This is a genomic window from Streptomyces sp. NPDC054757 (assembly GCF_053612185.1).
Genome location: NZ_JBSHBW010000022.1, coordinates 14,450 through 29,669 on the forward strand (window position 1 = coordinate 14,450; position 15,220 = coordinate 29,669).

Here is a 15,220-nt window from a genome sequence, read left to right on the forward strand (position 1 = left end):
CGGGCGCTGACCGTCTGTCACCCGCAGCCCGGTGGCGGGGGCTGGGGCGGGGCGGGATGCCGGCTCAGGGGGTGTGCCGGCGGGCCCGCAGGGCCAGGCTCAGGGCGAGCACCGTCTGCGGGTCGTCCAGGTCCGTACCGAGCAGTTCGGCGATCCGCGCCAGCCGGTTGTAGAGCGTCTGGCGGTTGAGATGCAGCTCGCGGGCCGTCTCGGCCTTGCGGCCCGCGTGCGCCAGATAGGTCTGGAGCGTCGGCAGCAGTGCGGGCCGCGAGGTCCGGTCGTGCTCGCGCAGCGGCCCGATCGCCCGGTCCACGAAGGCCGCGAGGTCAGGCTGGTCGCGCAGCCGCCACAGCAGCAGGTCGATGTCCAGGCGCCGCGCGTCGTACCAGGGGCGGTCGGGCAGCCCCTGTGCGGCCGTCGCCGTCTCGGCGGCGTGCCGCAGTCCGGCCGACGCCGCCGCCCAGCCGCCCGCCACCCCCACCACGACGACCGGCGGATGCGCGCCGGCCCGCTCCAGACCCGCGCGCGCCACACCGGCCCGCAGCGCGACCGCGACCCGGTCGGCCACGGCGGAGCGCTCCGACTCCGTACGCAGAGCCAGCAGCAGCGGGACCCGGCCCTCCACCGGGCGTACGCCGAGCAGCACCGGCGCCCCGACCGAACCCAGCTCCTCCAGGACCGCGCGGGCCAGCACCGCCCAGTTCCCCGACGGCGACAGCTCGGCCGCCAGCCGCATCACCACGGGCAGCAGCGGGCCCTCACCCGGCCGGAAACCGAGGACCCGGGCCTGCGCGGGCGCGTCATGAGCGGAGACCCGCCCCTCGGCCAGATCGGTCAGGAAGTCACCGCGTCCGCGTGCGGCCAGCTCCTCCTCCTGGCGGGCCTGCATCAGCACGACGGCGAGGATCCCGGCGGTCCGCTCGGCGGCCATCCGGTGCACCTGGGCCAGCGGCGCCGACACCGGCAGCAGGGCCAGCCTGGCCCGCACCGAACCGCTGCCCGAGCCGCCGCCCGCCACATCGACCAGGACCGCGCCCGCCGGGCGATGGCCCCGCAGCCCCTCCCACACCTGAAGCGGCTCGCCCTCGCCCGCCGCGTACAGCAGCTGTCCGTCCGGGGTTTCGAGGAAGACCGGGTTGGCGGTGAACTCGGCCAGGATCGCCAGGACTTGAGGCACTCCGCCGCCGCCGAGCAGCGCCTCGGTGCACCGCCGGTGCACCTCGTCGGCGCGCTGCACCAGGGCGTAGTGACCGTTGACGATCTCGGTGTGCACCTCCTCCGTCACCGAGACGAAGGGCACCTCGCGGTGCAGCTGGACCAGCGGCAGCCCCGCCGCCCGCGCGGTCTCCACGAGCGTCGAAGGCAGCCGCGAGAAACGCGGCCCGAGCTCCACCACCAGGGCGGCGATACCGCGGTCGGCGAGGCGGCGTACGAACGCCCGCTGCTCGGCGGGGCGGGTACCGAGCCCCAGCCCCGTGGTGAGCAGCAGCTCGCCGCCCTTGAGCAGCGAGGCGATGTTCGGCACCTCGCCCGCGTGCACCCACCGGACGGTACGGGTGAGCCGGTCGGCGCCCGCGACGACCTCGGGCAGCCCACCGCGCAGTCCCGGCAGCTCAAGCGCCCGCTGCACCGTGATCCCGCCCTGGTTCTCCATGGGCCGGACGCTACCGGAAGCCGTCCGGCCGCAGGTCACCCTCCGTGGGCCCCCGGCCGCAGGTCACCCTCCGTACGCCCCCGAGGCCGTGAGCCGCAGCGCAGTGTCGATCAGCGGCACATGGCTGAAGGCCTGCGGGAAGTTGCCCACCTGCCGCTGGAGCCGCGGGTCCCACTCCTCGGCGAGCAGCCCGAGGTCGTTGCGGAGCCCGAGCAGCTTCTCGAAGAGCTTGCGCGCCTCGTCCACCCGCCCGATCATCGCCAGGTCGTCGGCGAGCCAGAACGAGCAGGCGAGGAAGGCGCCCTCGTCGCCCTCCAGGCCGTCGACGCCCGCCGAGCCGCCCGTCGTCGGATAGCGCAGGACGAAGCCGTCCGGCGTGGACAGCTCGCGCTGGATGGCCTCGACGGTGCCGATGACCCGCTTGTCGTCCGGCGGCAGGAACCCCATCTGCGGGATGAGCAGCAGGGAGGCGTCCAGTTCCTTCGAGCCGTACGACTGCGTGAACGTGTTGCGCTCCGGGTCGTAACCCCGCTCGCAGACATCGCGGTGGATGTCGTCGCGCAGCTCGCGCCAGCGCTCGACGGGTCCCTCGGCGTCCCCGGACTCGATCAGCTTGATGGTCCGGTCGACAGCGACCCAGGCCATCACCTTGGAGTGCACGAAGTGGCGGCGCGGTCCGCGCACCTCCCAGATGCCCTCGTCCGGCTGGTCCCAGTGGTCCTCCAGGTACCGGATCAGCTTGATCTGGAGCAGCGACGCGTAGTCGCTGCGGGCCAGACCGGTCATATGCGCGAGGTGCAGGGCCTCGGTGACCTCGCCGTACACATCCAGCTGGAGCTGTCCGGCCGCGCCGTTGCCCACCCGGACGGGGCCCGAGTTCTCGTACCCCGGCAGCCAGTCCAGCTCCGCCTCACCGAGCTCGCGCTCGCCGGCGATCCCGTACATGATCTGCAGGTTCTCCGGGTCGCCCGCGACCGCCCGCAGCAGCCACTCGCGCCAGGCTCGGGCCTCCTCGCGGTAGCCGGTGCGCAGCAGCGACGAGAGCGTGATGGCCGCGTCGCGGAGCCAGGTGTAGCGGTAGTCCCAGTTCCGCGAGCCGCCGATGTCCTCGGGCAGTGAGGTTGTCGGGGCGGCGACGATGCCGCCGGTCGGCGCGTAGGTGAGCGCCTTGAGGGTGATCAGCGAGCGGACCACGGCCTCGCGGTAGGGGCCGTGGTACGTGCACTGGTCGACCCAGTCGCGCCAGAAGTCCTCGGTCGCCTCCAGCGAGTTCTCCGGCTCGGGCAGCGCGGGCGGGGCCTTGTGCGACGGCTCCCAGCTGATGGTGAAGGCGACTCTGTCGCCCGGTCCGACGGTGAAGTCGGAGTACGTCGTCAGGTCCTCGCCGTAGGTCTCGGCCGAGGTGTCCAGCCAGACCGAGTCGGGCCCGGCGACGGCGACGGTCCGCCCGTCCACCTTGTGGACCCAGGGCGTCACCCGCCCGTAGCTGAACCGCATGCGGAGGGTGGAGCGCATCGGGACGCGCCCGCTCACCCCTTCCACGATCCGGATCAGCTGGGGTGCGCCGTCACGGGGCGGCATGAAATCCGTCACACGGACGGTGCCGCGCGGCGTGTCCCACTCCGATTCGAGGATCAGTGAATCCCCGCGGTAGCGGCGCCGGTCGGCGGCCGGCGGGCATGCCGAAGCGGCATGTGCGGGGCCGAGCCGCCAGAAACCGTTCTCCTCGGTTCCCAGCAGTCCGGCAAAGACGGCGTGCGAGTCGAAGCGGGGAAGGCACAGCCAGTCGGCCGTCCCGTCCCGGCAGACCAGGGCGGCGGTCTGCATGTCTCCGATGAGTGCGTAATCCTCGATGCGCCCGGCCACGTGCAATCTCCAGTCGAACGGCCACGTCGCCCCTCGGGGCGCTTGTGTTGCAGTCAGGGGCTTTTTGAATAAGCGCTGGCGGGCGCTCGTTCCGGAGAACGGGCGGGGGTGGTGCCGTTTCCGGCCGCCTCGGCAGCGAGTGTCCGAGCAGGATACGACGCACCCAGGTGATCCGCATGACCCGCCCGGCAACGCGACTGCGCTGAACGGGTGAGTGTTGGGTGACCGGATGATGACCTTCCCGTGAAGCCTGAGCTGTGCGTGGCGGAGTCGGCGCGGTGCGTGGCCGGAAGCAGCCTCTCGCGGTCGCTGATACCCTGGTGGCCCGTGGACCGGTGGTCATCACGCCCCGAACCGCAGCGACGGCACCCCCGGAAGTCTCCGGGCCCCGTGTCGGCACGCACTCCAGATCGCGACCACGGGAGCCCCCTCTTGGCCATGCAGGCCCGCAACTCAGCATCCGCGACGACCAAGCACATCTTCGTCACCGGGGGTGTCGCATCCTCGCTCGGCAAGGGGCTGACCGCCTCCAGTCTCGGTGCGCTCCTCAAGGCCCGCGGCCTGCGCGTCACGATGCAGAAGCTCGACCCGTACCTGAACGTCGACCCGGGCACGATGAACCCGTTCCAGCACGGCGAGGTGTTCGTCACCAACGACGGCGCTGAGACGGACCTGGACATCGGCCACTATGAGCGTTTCCTCGACGTGGATCTCGACGGTTCCGCGAACGTCACCACCGGTCAGGTCTACTCCACGGTCATCGCCAAGGAGCGGCGCGGCGAGTACCTCGGTGACACCGTGCAGGTCATCCCGCACATCACCAACGAGATCAAGCACCGTATCCGCCGGATGGCCACGGAGGACGTCGACGTCGTCATCACCGAGGTCGGGGGAACGGTGGGCGACATCGAGTCGCTGCCGTTCCTGGAGACCGTCCGCCAGGTCCGCCATGAGGTGGGCCGGGACAACGTGTTCGTGGTGCACATCTCGCTGCTGCCCTACATCGGCCCGTCGGGCGAGCTGAAGACCAAGCCCACCCAGCACTCCGTCGCGGCCCTGCGCAACATCGGTATCCAGCCGGACGCGATCGTGCTGCGGGCCGACCGTGAGGTGCCGACCGCGATCAAGCGCAAGATCTCGTTGATGTGCGATGTCGACGAGGACGCCGTGGTCGCCTGTGTCGACGCCAAGTCGATCTACGACATCCCGAAGGTGCTGCACACCGAGGGCCTGGACGCCTATGTCGTGCGCAAGCTCGACCTGCCGTTCCGCGATGTCGACTGGACCGTCTGGGACGACCTGCTGGACCGTGTCCACAACCCCGACCACGAGGTCACCGTGGCTCTGGTCGGCAAGTACATCGACCTGCCCGACGCCTATCTCTCGGTCACCGAGGCCATCCGGGCGGGCGGCTTCGCCAACCGGGCCCGGGTGAAGGTCAAGTGGGTCACGTCCGACGACTGCCGGACCCAGGCCGCCGCGAAGAAGCAGCTCGGTGACGTCGACGCGATCTGTATCCCGGGCGGCTTCGGTGAGCGCGGTGTGGACGGAAAGGTCGGCGCGATCCAGTACGCCCGTGAGAACCGGATCCCGTTGCTCGGTCTCTGTCTGGGTCTGCAGTGCATCGTCATCGAAGCGGCGCGGAACATCGCGGACATCCCCGACGCCAACTCCACCGAGTTCGACGCGGTCACCGGCCACCCGGTGATCTCCACGATGGAGGAGCAGCTGGCCTACGTCGAGGGCGCGGGCGACCTGGGCGGCACCATGCGGCTCGGCCTCTACCCGGCGAAGCTCGCCGAGGGCTCGCTCGTCCGTGAGGCGTACGAGGACCAGCCCTACGTCGAGGAGCGCCACCGCCACCGCTACGAGGTCAACAACACCTACCGCGCCGAGCTGGAGACCAAGGCGGGCCTGGTCTTCTCGGGCACCTCCCCGGACAACAAGCTCGTCGAGTACGTCGAGTACCCGCGCGAGGTGCACCCCTACCTGGTCGCCACCCAGGCCCACCCGGAACTGCGCTCCCGCCCCACCCGGCCGCACCCGCTCTTCGCGGGCCTGGTCAAGGCCGCCGTGGCGCGCAAGACGGGCAAGTAGCCGCCGGGCGGTACGCGGACACGGGCGTCACACCCGGGCGTTACCGTTGGCCGGGGCGGGGATCTCATGACCCCCGCCCCGGTTTCCGCTTTTGAGAGGACGCTTCCATGGCCATCAGGGACACCGCCGAGGAGTGGCAGGTCACGGCGACCACCACCCCCTTCACCGGGAACAAGACCAGCGTCCGCACCGACGACGTGGTGATGCCCGACGGCACGGTCGTACACCGCGACTACCAGGTCCACCCCGGCTCGGTGGCCGTCCTCGCCCTGGACGACGAAGGCAAGGTCATCGTCCTGCGCCAGTACCGCCACCCCGTACGCCAGAAGCTCTGGGAGATCCCGGCGGGGCTGCTCGACATCCCCGGCGAGAACCCGCTGCACGCCGCGCAGCGCGAGCTGTACGAGGAGGCGCACGTCAAGGCCGAGGACTGGCGGGTACTCGCCGATGTCTACCCGACGCCCGGCGGCTGCGACGAAGCCGTACGGATCTTCCTGGCCCGTCAGGTCTCCGAGGCCGAGGGCGCGCGCTTCGAGGTCTCGGAGGAGGAGGCCGACATGGAACACGCCCGGGTCGAGCCCGCGGAGCTGGTCCGGGGCGCGCTCGCCGGGGAACTGCACAACACCTGCCTGGTCGTGGGGATCCTGGCGTTCACCGCCGCGCTGAACGGCGAAGGACTGGACGCGCTGCGCCCGGCCGACGCCCCCTGGCCGGCCCGCCCCTTCGAGGCGTAGAACCCGTCGCGGAGGCCCCGAGCCCTCCGATTGCTGGTGTGATGATCGGCTGACCCGATTGAGGGACATGCCTATGGTCTCCGCCCCGCCCCGCCTGGTTCGTCCGGCCATCTGAACTACGCTCGGCACCGTCCCGTCCGGGCCCCCGGCGGGCCGGTGTGCAGGCGGACGGAGCGAGCCCGTGACGGATCAGGCGGTGGATGCGGTCGACCGGGTCACGACATCGGCATCAGACCGGACGGGCAGTCACTTCTTCGGCAGGCAGAGGGAGTTGAAGGCGCTCCGGGCCGACATCGCCCGGGCGGGCCTGGACACCCTGGCCGGCCGCAAGGGCGCTCGCCCCCGGGTGCTGCTCATCGCGGGAAAGCCCGGATCGGGACGCAGCGCGCTCGCCGCCGAACTGGCCGGACAGCTCACCGCCGACTACCCGGACGGGGTGCTGACCGCCCGGCTCACCACATCCGGCGGCGACCCGGTGCCCGCGGGGGACACCGCACGTCTGCTGCTGGGCGCGCTCGGGGTCCCGGCCCCGGCCGGCGCCGCCGACGACGACCTCGCCGCGCTGGTGCGCGAGGCCCTGGCCAGGCGCCGGGTACTGCTCGTCCTGGACGACGCGGCCGACGCCGGACAGGTCGACCCGTTCCTCCCCGATGTCTCGCGCTCCCTGGTGGTCGCCGTCTCCACCGGTCCGCTGACCGGCATCCCCGACGTCAGACCCTGCACGCTCGGCGGTCTGGACACGGCATCGGCCGTCGGACTGCTGGGCCGCTTCGCAGGCGCGGTCCGCATCACCGTCGACCCGCGGACCGCCGAGGCGCTCGCCGAGGAGTGCGGCGGGCAGCCCGCGGCCCTGGTGCTCCTCGGCGGCTGGCTCGCCGCCCGGCCCAAGCTGTCGGTCGCGGACGTCGCCCAGCAGCTGCGGAACATGCCCGAAGGACCCGACGAGCCCGCGGCCGCCCGCCCGCTGGCCCGCGCCTTCCGGTTCGTGTACGCCTCGCTCCCGCAGCCGGCCGCCCGGATACTGCGGCTCCTCGCCCTCGCCCCCGCGGGACTGGCCGACGCGCATACGGCGTCGGCGCTGGCCGGCTGCTCGGTGTCCGCGGCCCACTCCACCCTGGAGGACTTCGCCGGGCTCGGGCTGCTGCACGCCTGCCCGCAGGGACAGTACGAGGTGCCGGGCTGTCTCGCCCCGCTGCTCCGTGCGCTGACGGAGGACCACGACCGGCCCGCCGAGATCCAGCTGGCCAGGGCCCGGCTGCTCGAACGGACCGTACGGCTGCTCCAGTCCTGCCGGGCGGTGACCGACCCGGACGGCTCGCCGTCCCGCAGGAAGCTGGCCGGGCTGCCCCGCACGCTGCGCTTCCCGAACGCCCCGGCCGCCGCCGAGTGGCTCCGGCTGCGGGAACCCGCGCTGCTCGCGAGCGCACGGCTGGCCGTCGCGGACGGTGAGCTGGACACGCTGGCCCGGCGGCTGGTCGCCGCCTTCGTACGGGCCCTGACCGCGCACCGCGGCGCCGAGGCGGCGGCCGCCGAGCTGTACGGACTCCACCAGCTGGTCCTCGGTGTCGCCGAGCGGCGCGGGCTGCACCGGGAACAGGCGGCGGCGCTGCTCAACCTCGCCGATCTCGACGCGAGGACCGGCCGCACCCGGGAGGCGCTGACCCGCTACCGGGCCGCACTGGACGCGGGGCGCAGGGCGAACGACCCGTACGCGACCGGCCGGGCGACGGAATCCGTCGGCGGCGCCTACCAGGAGCTGGGGGACTGGCAGCGGGCCTGCGACTGGTACGGGCGGGCGCTCGCCCAGCGGCAGGCGCGCGGGGAACTGGCGGACGAGTCCCGGCTCCACGGACGGCTGGGGGCCGTCCACACCTATGCGGGGCACTACACCGACGCGCTGCGCAGCTGGCGGGCCGCGGTGGCCGGCTACCGCCGCACCGGGGACCTGCCCGCCCAGGCGCGGGCGCTCAGCGAGGTGGCCCGGGTGCAGGAGTACGCGGGCCGGCCCGAGGAGTCGCTCCGCACCTGCACGGAGGCGGTGGAGTGGGCGCGGCGCGCCGATGACGTGCGGCTTCAGGCGGCGCTGCATATGCGGCTCGCCGACACCCTGGAGCGACTGGGCGACGCCGCGGCCGCGCGACTGCACCGCGGTTCGGCTGAGAGATTGCTGGCCGATTGAGGATTTGCCTACGAAATCCGTGGTTGCTCGACTGAAGATTATTGCTTTGGAAGGCTAGACAGTACGAAGTCCTTCATTAACACTGGTTTTCGTCGCGTCCATCCGGGATGCCGCCAGCTCTGCTGTGCATAGCCGGATATGTGCGTCATCTCCAGAACATCACCCCCCAGATTCAAGGACCGTGATCGACGTGCTGGTCGGCATCCCCCGCGAGGTCAAGAACAACGAGTTCCGGGTGGCCATCACCCCGGCAGGCGTGCACGAGCTGGTGCGCCACGGACATCAGGTCGTCATCGAGCAGAGCGCCGGTATCGGCTCGGCGATCACCGACGAGGAGTACATGGCCGCGGGGGCGCGCATCCTCCCCACCGCCGACGAGGTGTGGGCCACCGCCGATCTGCTGCTCAAGGTCAAGGAGCCGATCGCCGAGGAGTACCACCGGCTCCGCAAGGACCAGACGCTCTTCACCTATCTGCACCTCGCCGCCTCCCGCGCCTGCACGGACGCCCTCCTGGAGTCCGGCACCACCGCCATCGCGTACGAGACGGTCGAGACGGCCGGACGCCAGCTGCCGCTGCTCGCCCCGATGTCCGAGGTGGCCGGCCGGCTCGCCCCGCAGGTCGGCGCGTACCACCTGATGCGCTCGGCGGGCGGCCGCGGTGTGCTGCCCGGCGGTGTGCCCGGTACGGCGGCGGGCGAGGCGGTCGTCATCGGGGGCGGTGTCTCCGGCTGGAACGCCACCCAGATCGCCATCGGTATGGGCTTCCACGTCACCCTGCTGGACAAGGACATCAACAAGCTCCGCGAGGCCGACAGGATCTTCGGCACCAAGGTGCAGACGATCGTCTCCAACGCGTTCGAGCTGGAGAAGGCGGTCGTCGCAGCCGACCTCGTCATCGGCGCCGTGCTCATCCCCGGTGCCAAGGCGCCGAAGCTCGTCACCAACGCGCTCGTCGCCAAGATGAAGCCCGGAAGTGTACTTGTCGACATTGCGATTGATCAGGGCGGCTGCTTCGAGGACTCACGACCGACCACGCACGCCGAGCCGACGTTCCAGGTCCACAACTCGGTGTTCTACTGTGTGGCGAATATGCCGGGTGCAGTGCCGAGTACGTCGACTTATGCCCTCACCAACGCGACGCTCCCGTACATCGTGGAGCTCGCTAACCGGGGCTGGGAGGACGCCCTGCGCCGGGATCCGGCGCTCGCGCTGGGCCTCAACACGCATGACGGGCAGGTCGTTTACCGCTCCGTCGCCGAGGACCTCGGTCTTCCCCACACCGAACTGGGCACCCTGCTCGGCTGACCCGTCAACAGGCGTCGTCAATCTCACGCAACCGGCCGGACCTTGCTCGCCGAGGTCCGGCCGGTTGCGCGTCTGCCCCCTTTGCGCCCCTCGTTCAACTCGCCGTGAACGTAACCCTTTAGCCGATTCGTACACCCGTGAAACCCGCCGAGTGATCCCCGTACGCCCTTGACACCGGGGTGTTCCGTTGCCGACACATCGGGCCGGGTCCGGCGGATTGTGTTGCTGCGGACCGGTGACACGCCATAGAGTCGCCCATCGTCGGCATGGTGCCACGCTGACCTATCGATAAAGTTTCCTGGTCACGTCCAAGGAGGTAAGACGACTTGTGAATGAGTCGACATTTACTCCCGGGGGTGGTCGATCAGGAACGCCTGCTCGGGGCCACGGCCCTGCGGGGCGCGAGGCTGTCGGCTCCGTCGCTGTCCGCACCTCCGCGAGCCACCAGACCCACCCGCACATGACGACAGCCCACCAGAGTATGGACGGCCTACACGTGAACGCCAGGGCCGGCGACCGGAGTGGCGATTCGACCACCCATCTCGCCGTCTACAACGAGGTACCCGAGGGTCACTTCTACGACCCCGACGCCGAGTACGAGCCCGACCCGGAGTACGCGGCCACGCTCGCCCCGGACGCTGCCCGTCAGCGCCGCGAGCGGATCGGCCCGACCGGACGGCCGCTGCCGTACTTCCCGATCCCAGGACCGCTGACCGACCACGGTCCCGCCAAGATCATCGCGATGTGCAACCAGAAGGGCGGCGTGGGCAAGACCACGTCGACCATCAACCTGGGCGCCGCCCTCGCGGAGTACGGACGGCGGGTGCTGCTGGTCGACTTCGACCCGCAGGGCGCGCTCTCCGTCGGTCTCGGCGTGAACCCGATGGAGCTCGACCTCACCGTCTACAACCTGCTCATGGAGCGGGGCATGGCGGCGGACGAGGTGCTGCTCAAGACAGCGGTGCCCAACATGGACCTGCTGCCCAGCAACATCGACCTGTCGGCCGCCGAGGTGCAGCTCGTCAGCGAGGTCGCCCGCGAGTCCACGCTGCAGCGCGCGCTCAAGCCGCTGATGCAGGACTACGACTACATCGTGATCGACTGTCAGCCCTCGCTCGGTCTGCTGACCGTGAACGCGCTGACGGCCGCGCACAAGGTCATCGTGCCGCTGGAGTGCGAGTTCTTCGCGCTGCGCGGGGTCGCCCTGCTGACCGAGACCATCGAGAAGGTCCAGGAGCGCCTCAACCCCGACCTGGAGCTCGACGGGATCCTGGCCACGATGTACGACTCCCGCACCGTGCACAGCCGTGAGGTACTCGCGCGGGTGGTCGAAGCCTTCGACAATCACGTGTACCACACAGTCATCGGCAGGACCGTGCGCTTCCCGGAGACCACCGTCGCCGGTGAGCCCATCACGACGTACGCCTCCAACTCGGTCGGCGCCGCCGCCTACCGCCAGCTCGCCAGGGAGGTGCTCGCCCGGTGTCACGCCGAGTGAGTCTGCCGGGAGCCGACGAGCTGTTCCGTACGACCGGGGGGACAGCGCTCCAGTCGTCGTCCCCGCGGAGGCCGGCCAACGGCGAGGCCCGGGTCCCGGGGCCCGCGGGTGAGAGCGACCCGGTGACACCGGCCGCGCCGCCCGCCGAGCGGGCCGGGTCCGCCGCGGCGGAGCACTCCACCGCGGCGGCGGAGACCGCCGAGTCCCGCAGCAGGACCGCCGACGCGGAGACGGCCGCCGGCCGCAGACCGCAGGAGGCGCGGCCCATGGGTGCGCCCGCCGCACCGGTGGGCCAGCAGCGCCGCCGGGGCGGCGGCCGGGGCGCCAACCGGCGGCCCACCGGGCGTGAGCGGCACGACGAGAAGATCACGGTCTATGTCTCGGCCGAAGAGCTGATGGACCTCGAACACGCGCGCCTCGTGCTGCGCGGGGAACACGGCCTCGCCGTGGACCGCGGGCGCATCGTCCGGGAGGCGGTCGCCGTGGTCCTCGCCGACCTGGAGTCGCGCGGCGACGCCAGCATTCTCGTACGGCGGCTGCGCGGACGCTGAGCGGCTGCGCGGCGGTGATCCCGCCGCGCCCGTCCTTCCGTACCCTGGACCGCGATGTCTGCCGCCGACGACCCAGCTCCGACCCGCCGCCGCGCCCTGGGGCGCGGCCCCGGGGCGCCGTCCGTACGGCAGGAGGCCCCGGAGCCCGCCGGGACGCCCGGGGCCGTGCCTGCGGCCCTGCCAGGGGCCGGGGCGCGGGAGGCTCCCGAAGTGCCGGACGCCGCGGAGGTGTTGGAACCCGCGGAGACGCCGGAACCCGCCGGGGTGCTGGACCGTGCTGTCGTGCCGGAGCCCGCCGGGGAGTTGGACCCGGCCGAGGTGCCGGAGCCCACGGAGGGGCCGGACCCCGCTGTGGTGATGGAGCCCGCCGAGGCGTCGGTCCCCGCCCAGGTGCCGGAGGCTCCCGAGGCCCTGGAGCCCGGGGCGCCCGGGCCCACCGGGGCGCCGGAACCCACCGGGGCGCCGGAACCTTCCGGGATGCCGGAACCGCCGGTGGCGCAGGGGCGTCCGTCCGGGCCCGGTGGTGGTCCCGACGAGCCGGGCGACGGCCGGTTCACGGTGCGCCTCACCAATTTCGAGGGGCCCTTCGACCTCCTGCTCCAGCTGATCTCCAAGCACAAGCTCGACATCACCGAGATCGCGCTGTCGAAGGTCACCGATGAGTTCATGGCGCACATCCGGGCCATGGGCGCCGAGTGGGACCTGGACCAGACCACCGAGTTCCTGGTGGTCGCCGCCACCCTCCTCGACCTGAAGGCGGCCCGGCTGCTGCCCGCCGCCGAGATCGAGGACGAGGCCGACCTCGCGCTGCTCGAAGCCCGGGACCTGCTCTTCGCCCGGCTGCTCCAGTACCGCGCGTACAAGCAGATCGCGGACATCTTCGGCGCGCGGTTCGAGGCCGAGGGCAAGCGGTATCCGCGGACCGTGGGCCTGGAGCCGCACCACGCGGCGCTGCTCCCCGACGTCGTGATCAGCATCGGCGCCGTGGGCTTCGCGAAGCTCGCCGTGAAGGCGATGCAGCCGAAGGCCAGACCGCAGATCTACGTCGACCACATCCATGCCCCGCTGGTCTCCGTACAGGAGCAGGCCGAGATCGTGGTGGCCCGGCTGCGCTCCTGCGGCGAGGTGACTTTCCACACCCTCACCGAGGACGCGGCCGACACCCTCACCGTCGTCGCCCGCTTCCTCGCCCTGCTGGAGCTCTACCGGGAGAAGGCGGTCGCCCTCGACCAGCCCGAGGCGCTCGGTGAACTGCTGGTGCGCTGGACCGGCGGCGACGGCGCCGAGCCCGTCGTGACCGACGAATTCGATCAAGTGGTGGAGGAGACGGCGTGAGCGATCTCAAGCCCGAACTCGAAGCGGTGCTCATGGTCGTCGACGAACCGGCCACCGAAGAACACCTGGCCAAGGTCCTGGACCGGTCCCGGCGCGAGATCGCCGACGCGCTGCGTGAACTCTCCGACGAGTACACCGTCCAGGGGCGCGGCTTCGACCTGCGGCTCGTCGCGGGCGGCTGGCGGTTCTACACCCGGCCCGAGTACGCGGGGGCCGTCGAGAGCTTCGTCCTGGACGGGCAGCAGGCCCGGCTCACCCAGGCCGCCCTGGAGACCCTCGCGGTGGTCGCCTACCGCCAGCCGGTCAGCAGGTCCCGGGTCTCCGCGGTCCGCGGGGTCAACTGTGACGGGGTCATGCGGACCCTCCTGCAGCGGGGTCTGGTGGAGGAGGCGGGCGCGGAACCCGAAACAGGTGCGATCCTGTACAGGACGACGAACTACTTTCTGGAGCGGATGGGCCTGCGCGGCCTGGACGAGCTCCCGGAGCTCGCGTCCTTCCTCCCGGAGGCGGATGCGATCGAGGCCGAGACACAAGAAGGTGTGCCGTCGTTCGATCCGGATGCACCGGACGGTCCGGACACCGACGCAGACGACAAGACGGAACTTTGATGCGAAGCAACGGCAGGAACAGCGGAACCGGCAGCCGGGACAACCGTGGTGCGGGCGGGAAGCCGCCCCGTCGGACGTCCGGCGGGGCCGGCGGCGCCGGAGGGCGAGGCGACAAGCAGGAGGAGCGCCCGCGCCGCCCCCGCCCCGAGGAGCGGCGTTACGACGTCGGCACGGGTTCCTCCGACGACCAGGGCCGCAAGCCCGCGGGTGGCGGCCGGGGCCGCCCCGCCGCCGGTGGCAAGCCGGGCGGTACGGGTGGCAAGCCGGGCGGTACGGGCGGCAAGTCCGGCGGCAGCCGGGGCGCGGCGGCGCGCGGCGGTGCCAAGGGCGGCCCGAAGAAGAGCACGCAGGGCCAGCCCCCGCGCCGCGGCCCGCACGGCCAGCGGGAGACCTCGCGGCCGCGCGAGCTCGACGCCAGGATCGAGGAGCGCAACCGGGAGCGGCACAACAGGCCGCAGGTGAAGACGCCCAAGACCTTCCCCGGTGCTGAGGAGGAGGGCGAGCGCCTGCAGAAGGTGCTGGCCAGGGCCGGTATGGGCTCGCGTCGCGCCTGTGAGGAGCTGATCGACCAGGCCAGGGTCGAGATCAACGGCGAGATCGTCATGGAGCAGGGCCGCCGGGTCCTGCCGAAGGACGAGATCAAGGTCGACGGACTCACGGTCGCCAGCCAGTCGTACCTGTTCTTCGCGCTGAACAAGCCGGCCGGTGTCGTCTCCTCGATGGAGGACCCGGACGGCCGCCAGAACCTGGGCGACTACGTCAACAACCGCGAGACGCGGCTGTTCCACGTGGGCCGTCTCGACACCGAGACCGAGGGCATCATCCTGCTCACCAACCACGGCGAGCTGGCCCACCGGCTGACCCACCCCCGGTACGGCGTGAAGAAGTCCTATCTCGCCGCGATCCAGGGCCCGTTGCCGCGCGATCTCGGCAAGCGCCTGAAGGACGGGATCGAGCTGGAGGACGGGTACGCACGCGCCGACCACTTCCGCGTCGTCGAGAACACCGGCAAGAACTACCTGGTCGAGGTGACCCTCCACGAGGGCCGCAAGCACATCGTCCGCCGGATGCTGGCCGAGGCCGGTTTCCCGGTCGAGAAGCTGGTACGGGTCAGCTTCGGCCCGATCGCGCTGGGCGACCAGAAGTCCGGCTGGCTGCGCCGCCTCACCAACACCGAGGTCGGCATGCTGATGAGGGAAGTCGGTCTGTAACCGCGGCACCGGACACCTCCGGAACCCGGTCCCCGCTCCGTGCGGGGGCCGGGTTCTCTTGTACCGGCCCGCTTCTCTCTTGTACCGGCTCGCCGGCTGCTTTATAGTCAGAGCGACCATTAAAGCCCCCCGAAGGGGAGGGCGGCGGGTGCGCGTCCGCCCGGCGAACCGGGCCCACGGG

11 protein-coding genes are annotated in these 15,220 nt (G+C 71.6%); 9 read left to right on the plus strand and 2 right to left on the minus strand.

Going from position 1 to position 15,220, the window contains the following annotated elements; all coding sequences use genetic code 11:
- Positions 1-64: 64 nt before the first annotated feature.
- Both ACWGKJ_RS24010 and ACWGKJ_RS24015 read right to left on the minus strand, forming a co-directional pair.
- Entirely contained in the window at positions 65-1,654 is a 1,590-nt protein-coding gene (locus ACWGKJ_RS24010) for a PucR family transcriptional regulator (protein WP_385029568.1), read from the minus strand.
- A gap of 63 nt (positions 1,655-1,717) precedes the next feature.
- Positions 1,718-3,520 carry a glycoside hydrolase family 15 protein gene (locus ACWGKJ_RS24015; RefSeq protein WP_385029565.1) on the minus strand — a complete coding sequence of 601 codons (1,803 nt, stop codon included), beginning with the start codon at positions 3,518-3,520 and terminating at the stop codon, positions 1,718-1,720.
- 438 nt (positions 3,521-3,958) lie between these two features.
- Between ACWGKJ_RS24015 and ACWGKJ_RS24020 the strand changes: the two genes are divergently transcribed.
- The 9 genes from ACWGKJ_RS24020 to ACWGKJ_RS24060 all read left to right on the plus strand — a co-directional run bounded on the left by ACWGKJ_RS24020 (position 3,959) and on the right by ACWGKJ_RS24060 (position 15,039).
- Positions 3,959-5,617: a CTP synthase gene (locus ACWGKJ_RS24020; RefSeq protein WP_385029562.1), complete on the plus strand. Its 1,659-nt coding sequence runs from the start codon at positions 3,959-3,961 to the stop codon at positions 5,615-5,617.
- A 107-nt stretch (positions 5,618-5,724) separates the two neighbouring features.
- Positions 5,725-6,351, plus strand: a complete 627-nt coding sequence (locus ACWGKJ_RS24025; RefSeq protein WP_385029559.1) for an NUDIX domain-containing protein — start codon at positions 5,725-5,727, stop codon at positions 6,349-6,351.
- Between the two features lie 181 nt (positions 6,352-6,532).
- Positions 6,533-8,530, plus strand: coding sequence for a tetratricopeptide repeat protein (locus tag ACWGKJ_RS24030; RefSeq protein WP_385029556.1), 1,998 nt, complete (start codon positions 6,533-6,535; stop codon positions 8,528-8,530).
- Positions 8,531-8,720: 190 nt separating this feature from the next.
- Positions 8,721-9,836, plus strand: coding sequence for an alanine dehydrogenase (ald, locus tag ACWGKJ_RS24035; RefSeq protein WP_385029586.1), 1,116 nt, complete (start codon positions 8,721-8,723; stop codon positions 9,834-9,836).
- A 328-nt stretch (positions 9,837-10,164) separates the two neighbouring features.
- Positions 10,165-11,334, plus strand: coding sequence for a ParA family protein (locus ACWGKJ_RS24040; protein ID WP_385029554.1), 1,170 nt, complete (start codon positions 10,165-10,167; stop codon positions 11,332-11,334).
- Positions 11,331-11,885 (plus strand): hypothetical protein, encoded by a 555-nt coding sequence (locus tag ACWGKJ_RS24045; RefSeq protein ID WP_385029583.1) that lies wholly within the window; start codon positions 11,331-11,333, stop codon positions 11,883-11,885. Before ACWGKJ_RS24040 ends, ACWGKJ_RS24045 begins: the two co-directional genes overlap by 4 nt.
- Positions 11,886-11,939: 54 nt before the next feature.
- Positions 11,940-13,220, plus strand: coding sequence for a segregation/condensation protein A (locus ACWGKJ_RS24050; protein WP_453315812.1), 1,281 nt, complete (start codon positions 11,940-11,942; stop codon positions 13,218-13,220).
- 32 nt (positions 13,221-13,252) lie between these two features.
- Positions 13,253-13,828: an SMC-Scp complex subunit ScpB gene (scpB, locus tag ACWGKJ_RS24055; protein ID WP_385029580.1), complete on the plus strand. Its 576-nt coding sequence runs from the start codon at positions 13,253-13,255 to the stop codon at positions 13,826-13,828.
- Complete coding sequence (locus tag ACWGKJ_RS24060; RefSeq protein ID WP_385029548.1) at positions 13,828-15,039, plus strand: pseudouridine synthase; 1,212 nt, start codon at positions 13,828-13,830, stop codon at positions 15,037-15,039. Before scpB ends, ACWGKJ_RS24060 begins: the two co-directional genes overlap by 1 nt.
- The last annotated feature ends 181 nt before the right edge of the window (positions 15,040-15,220 follow it).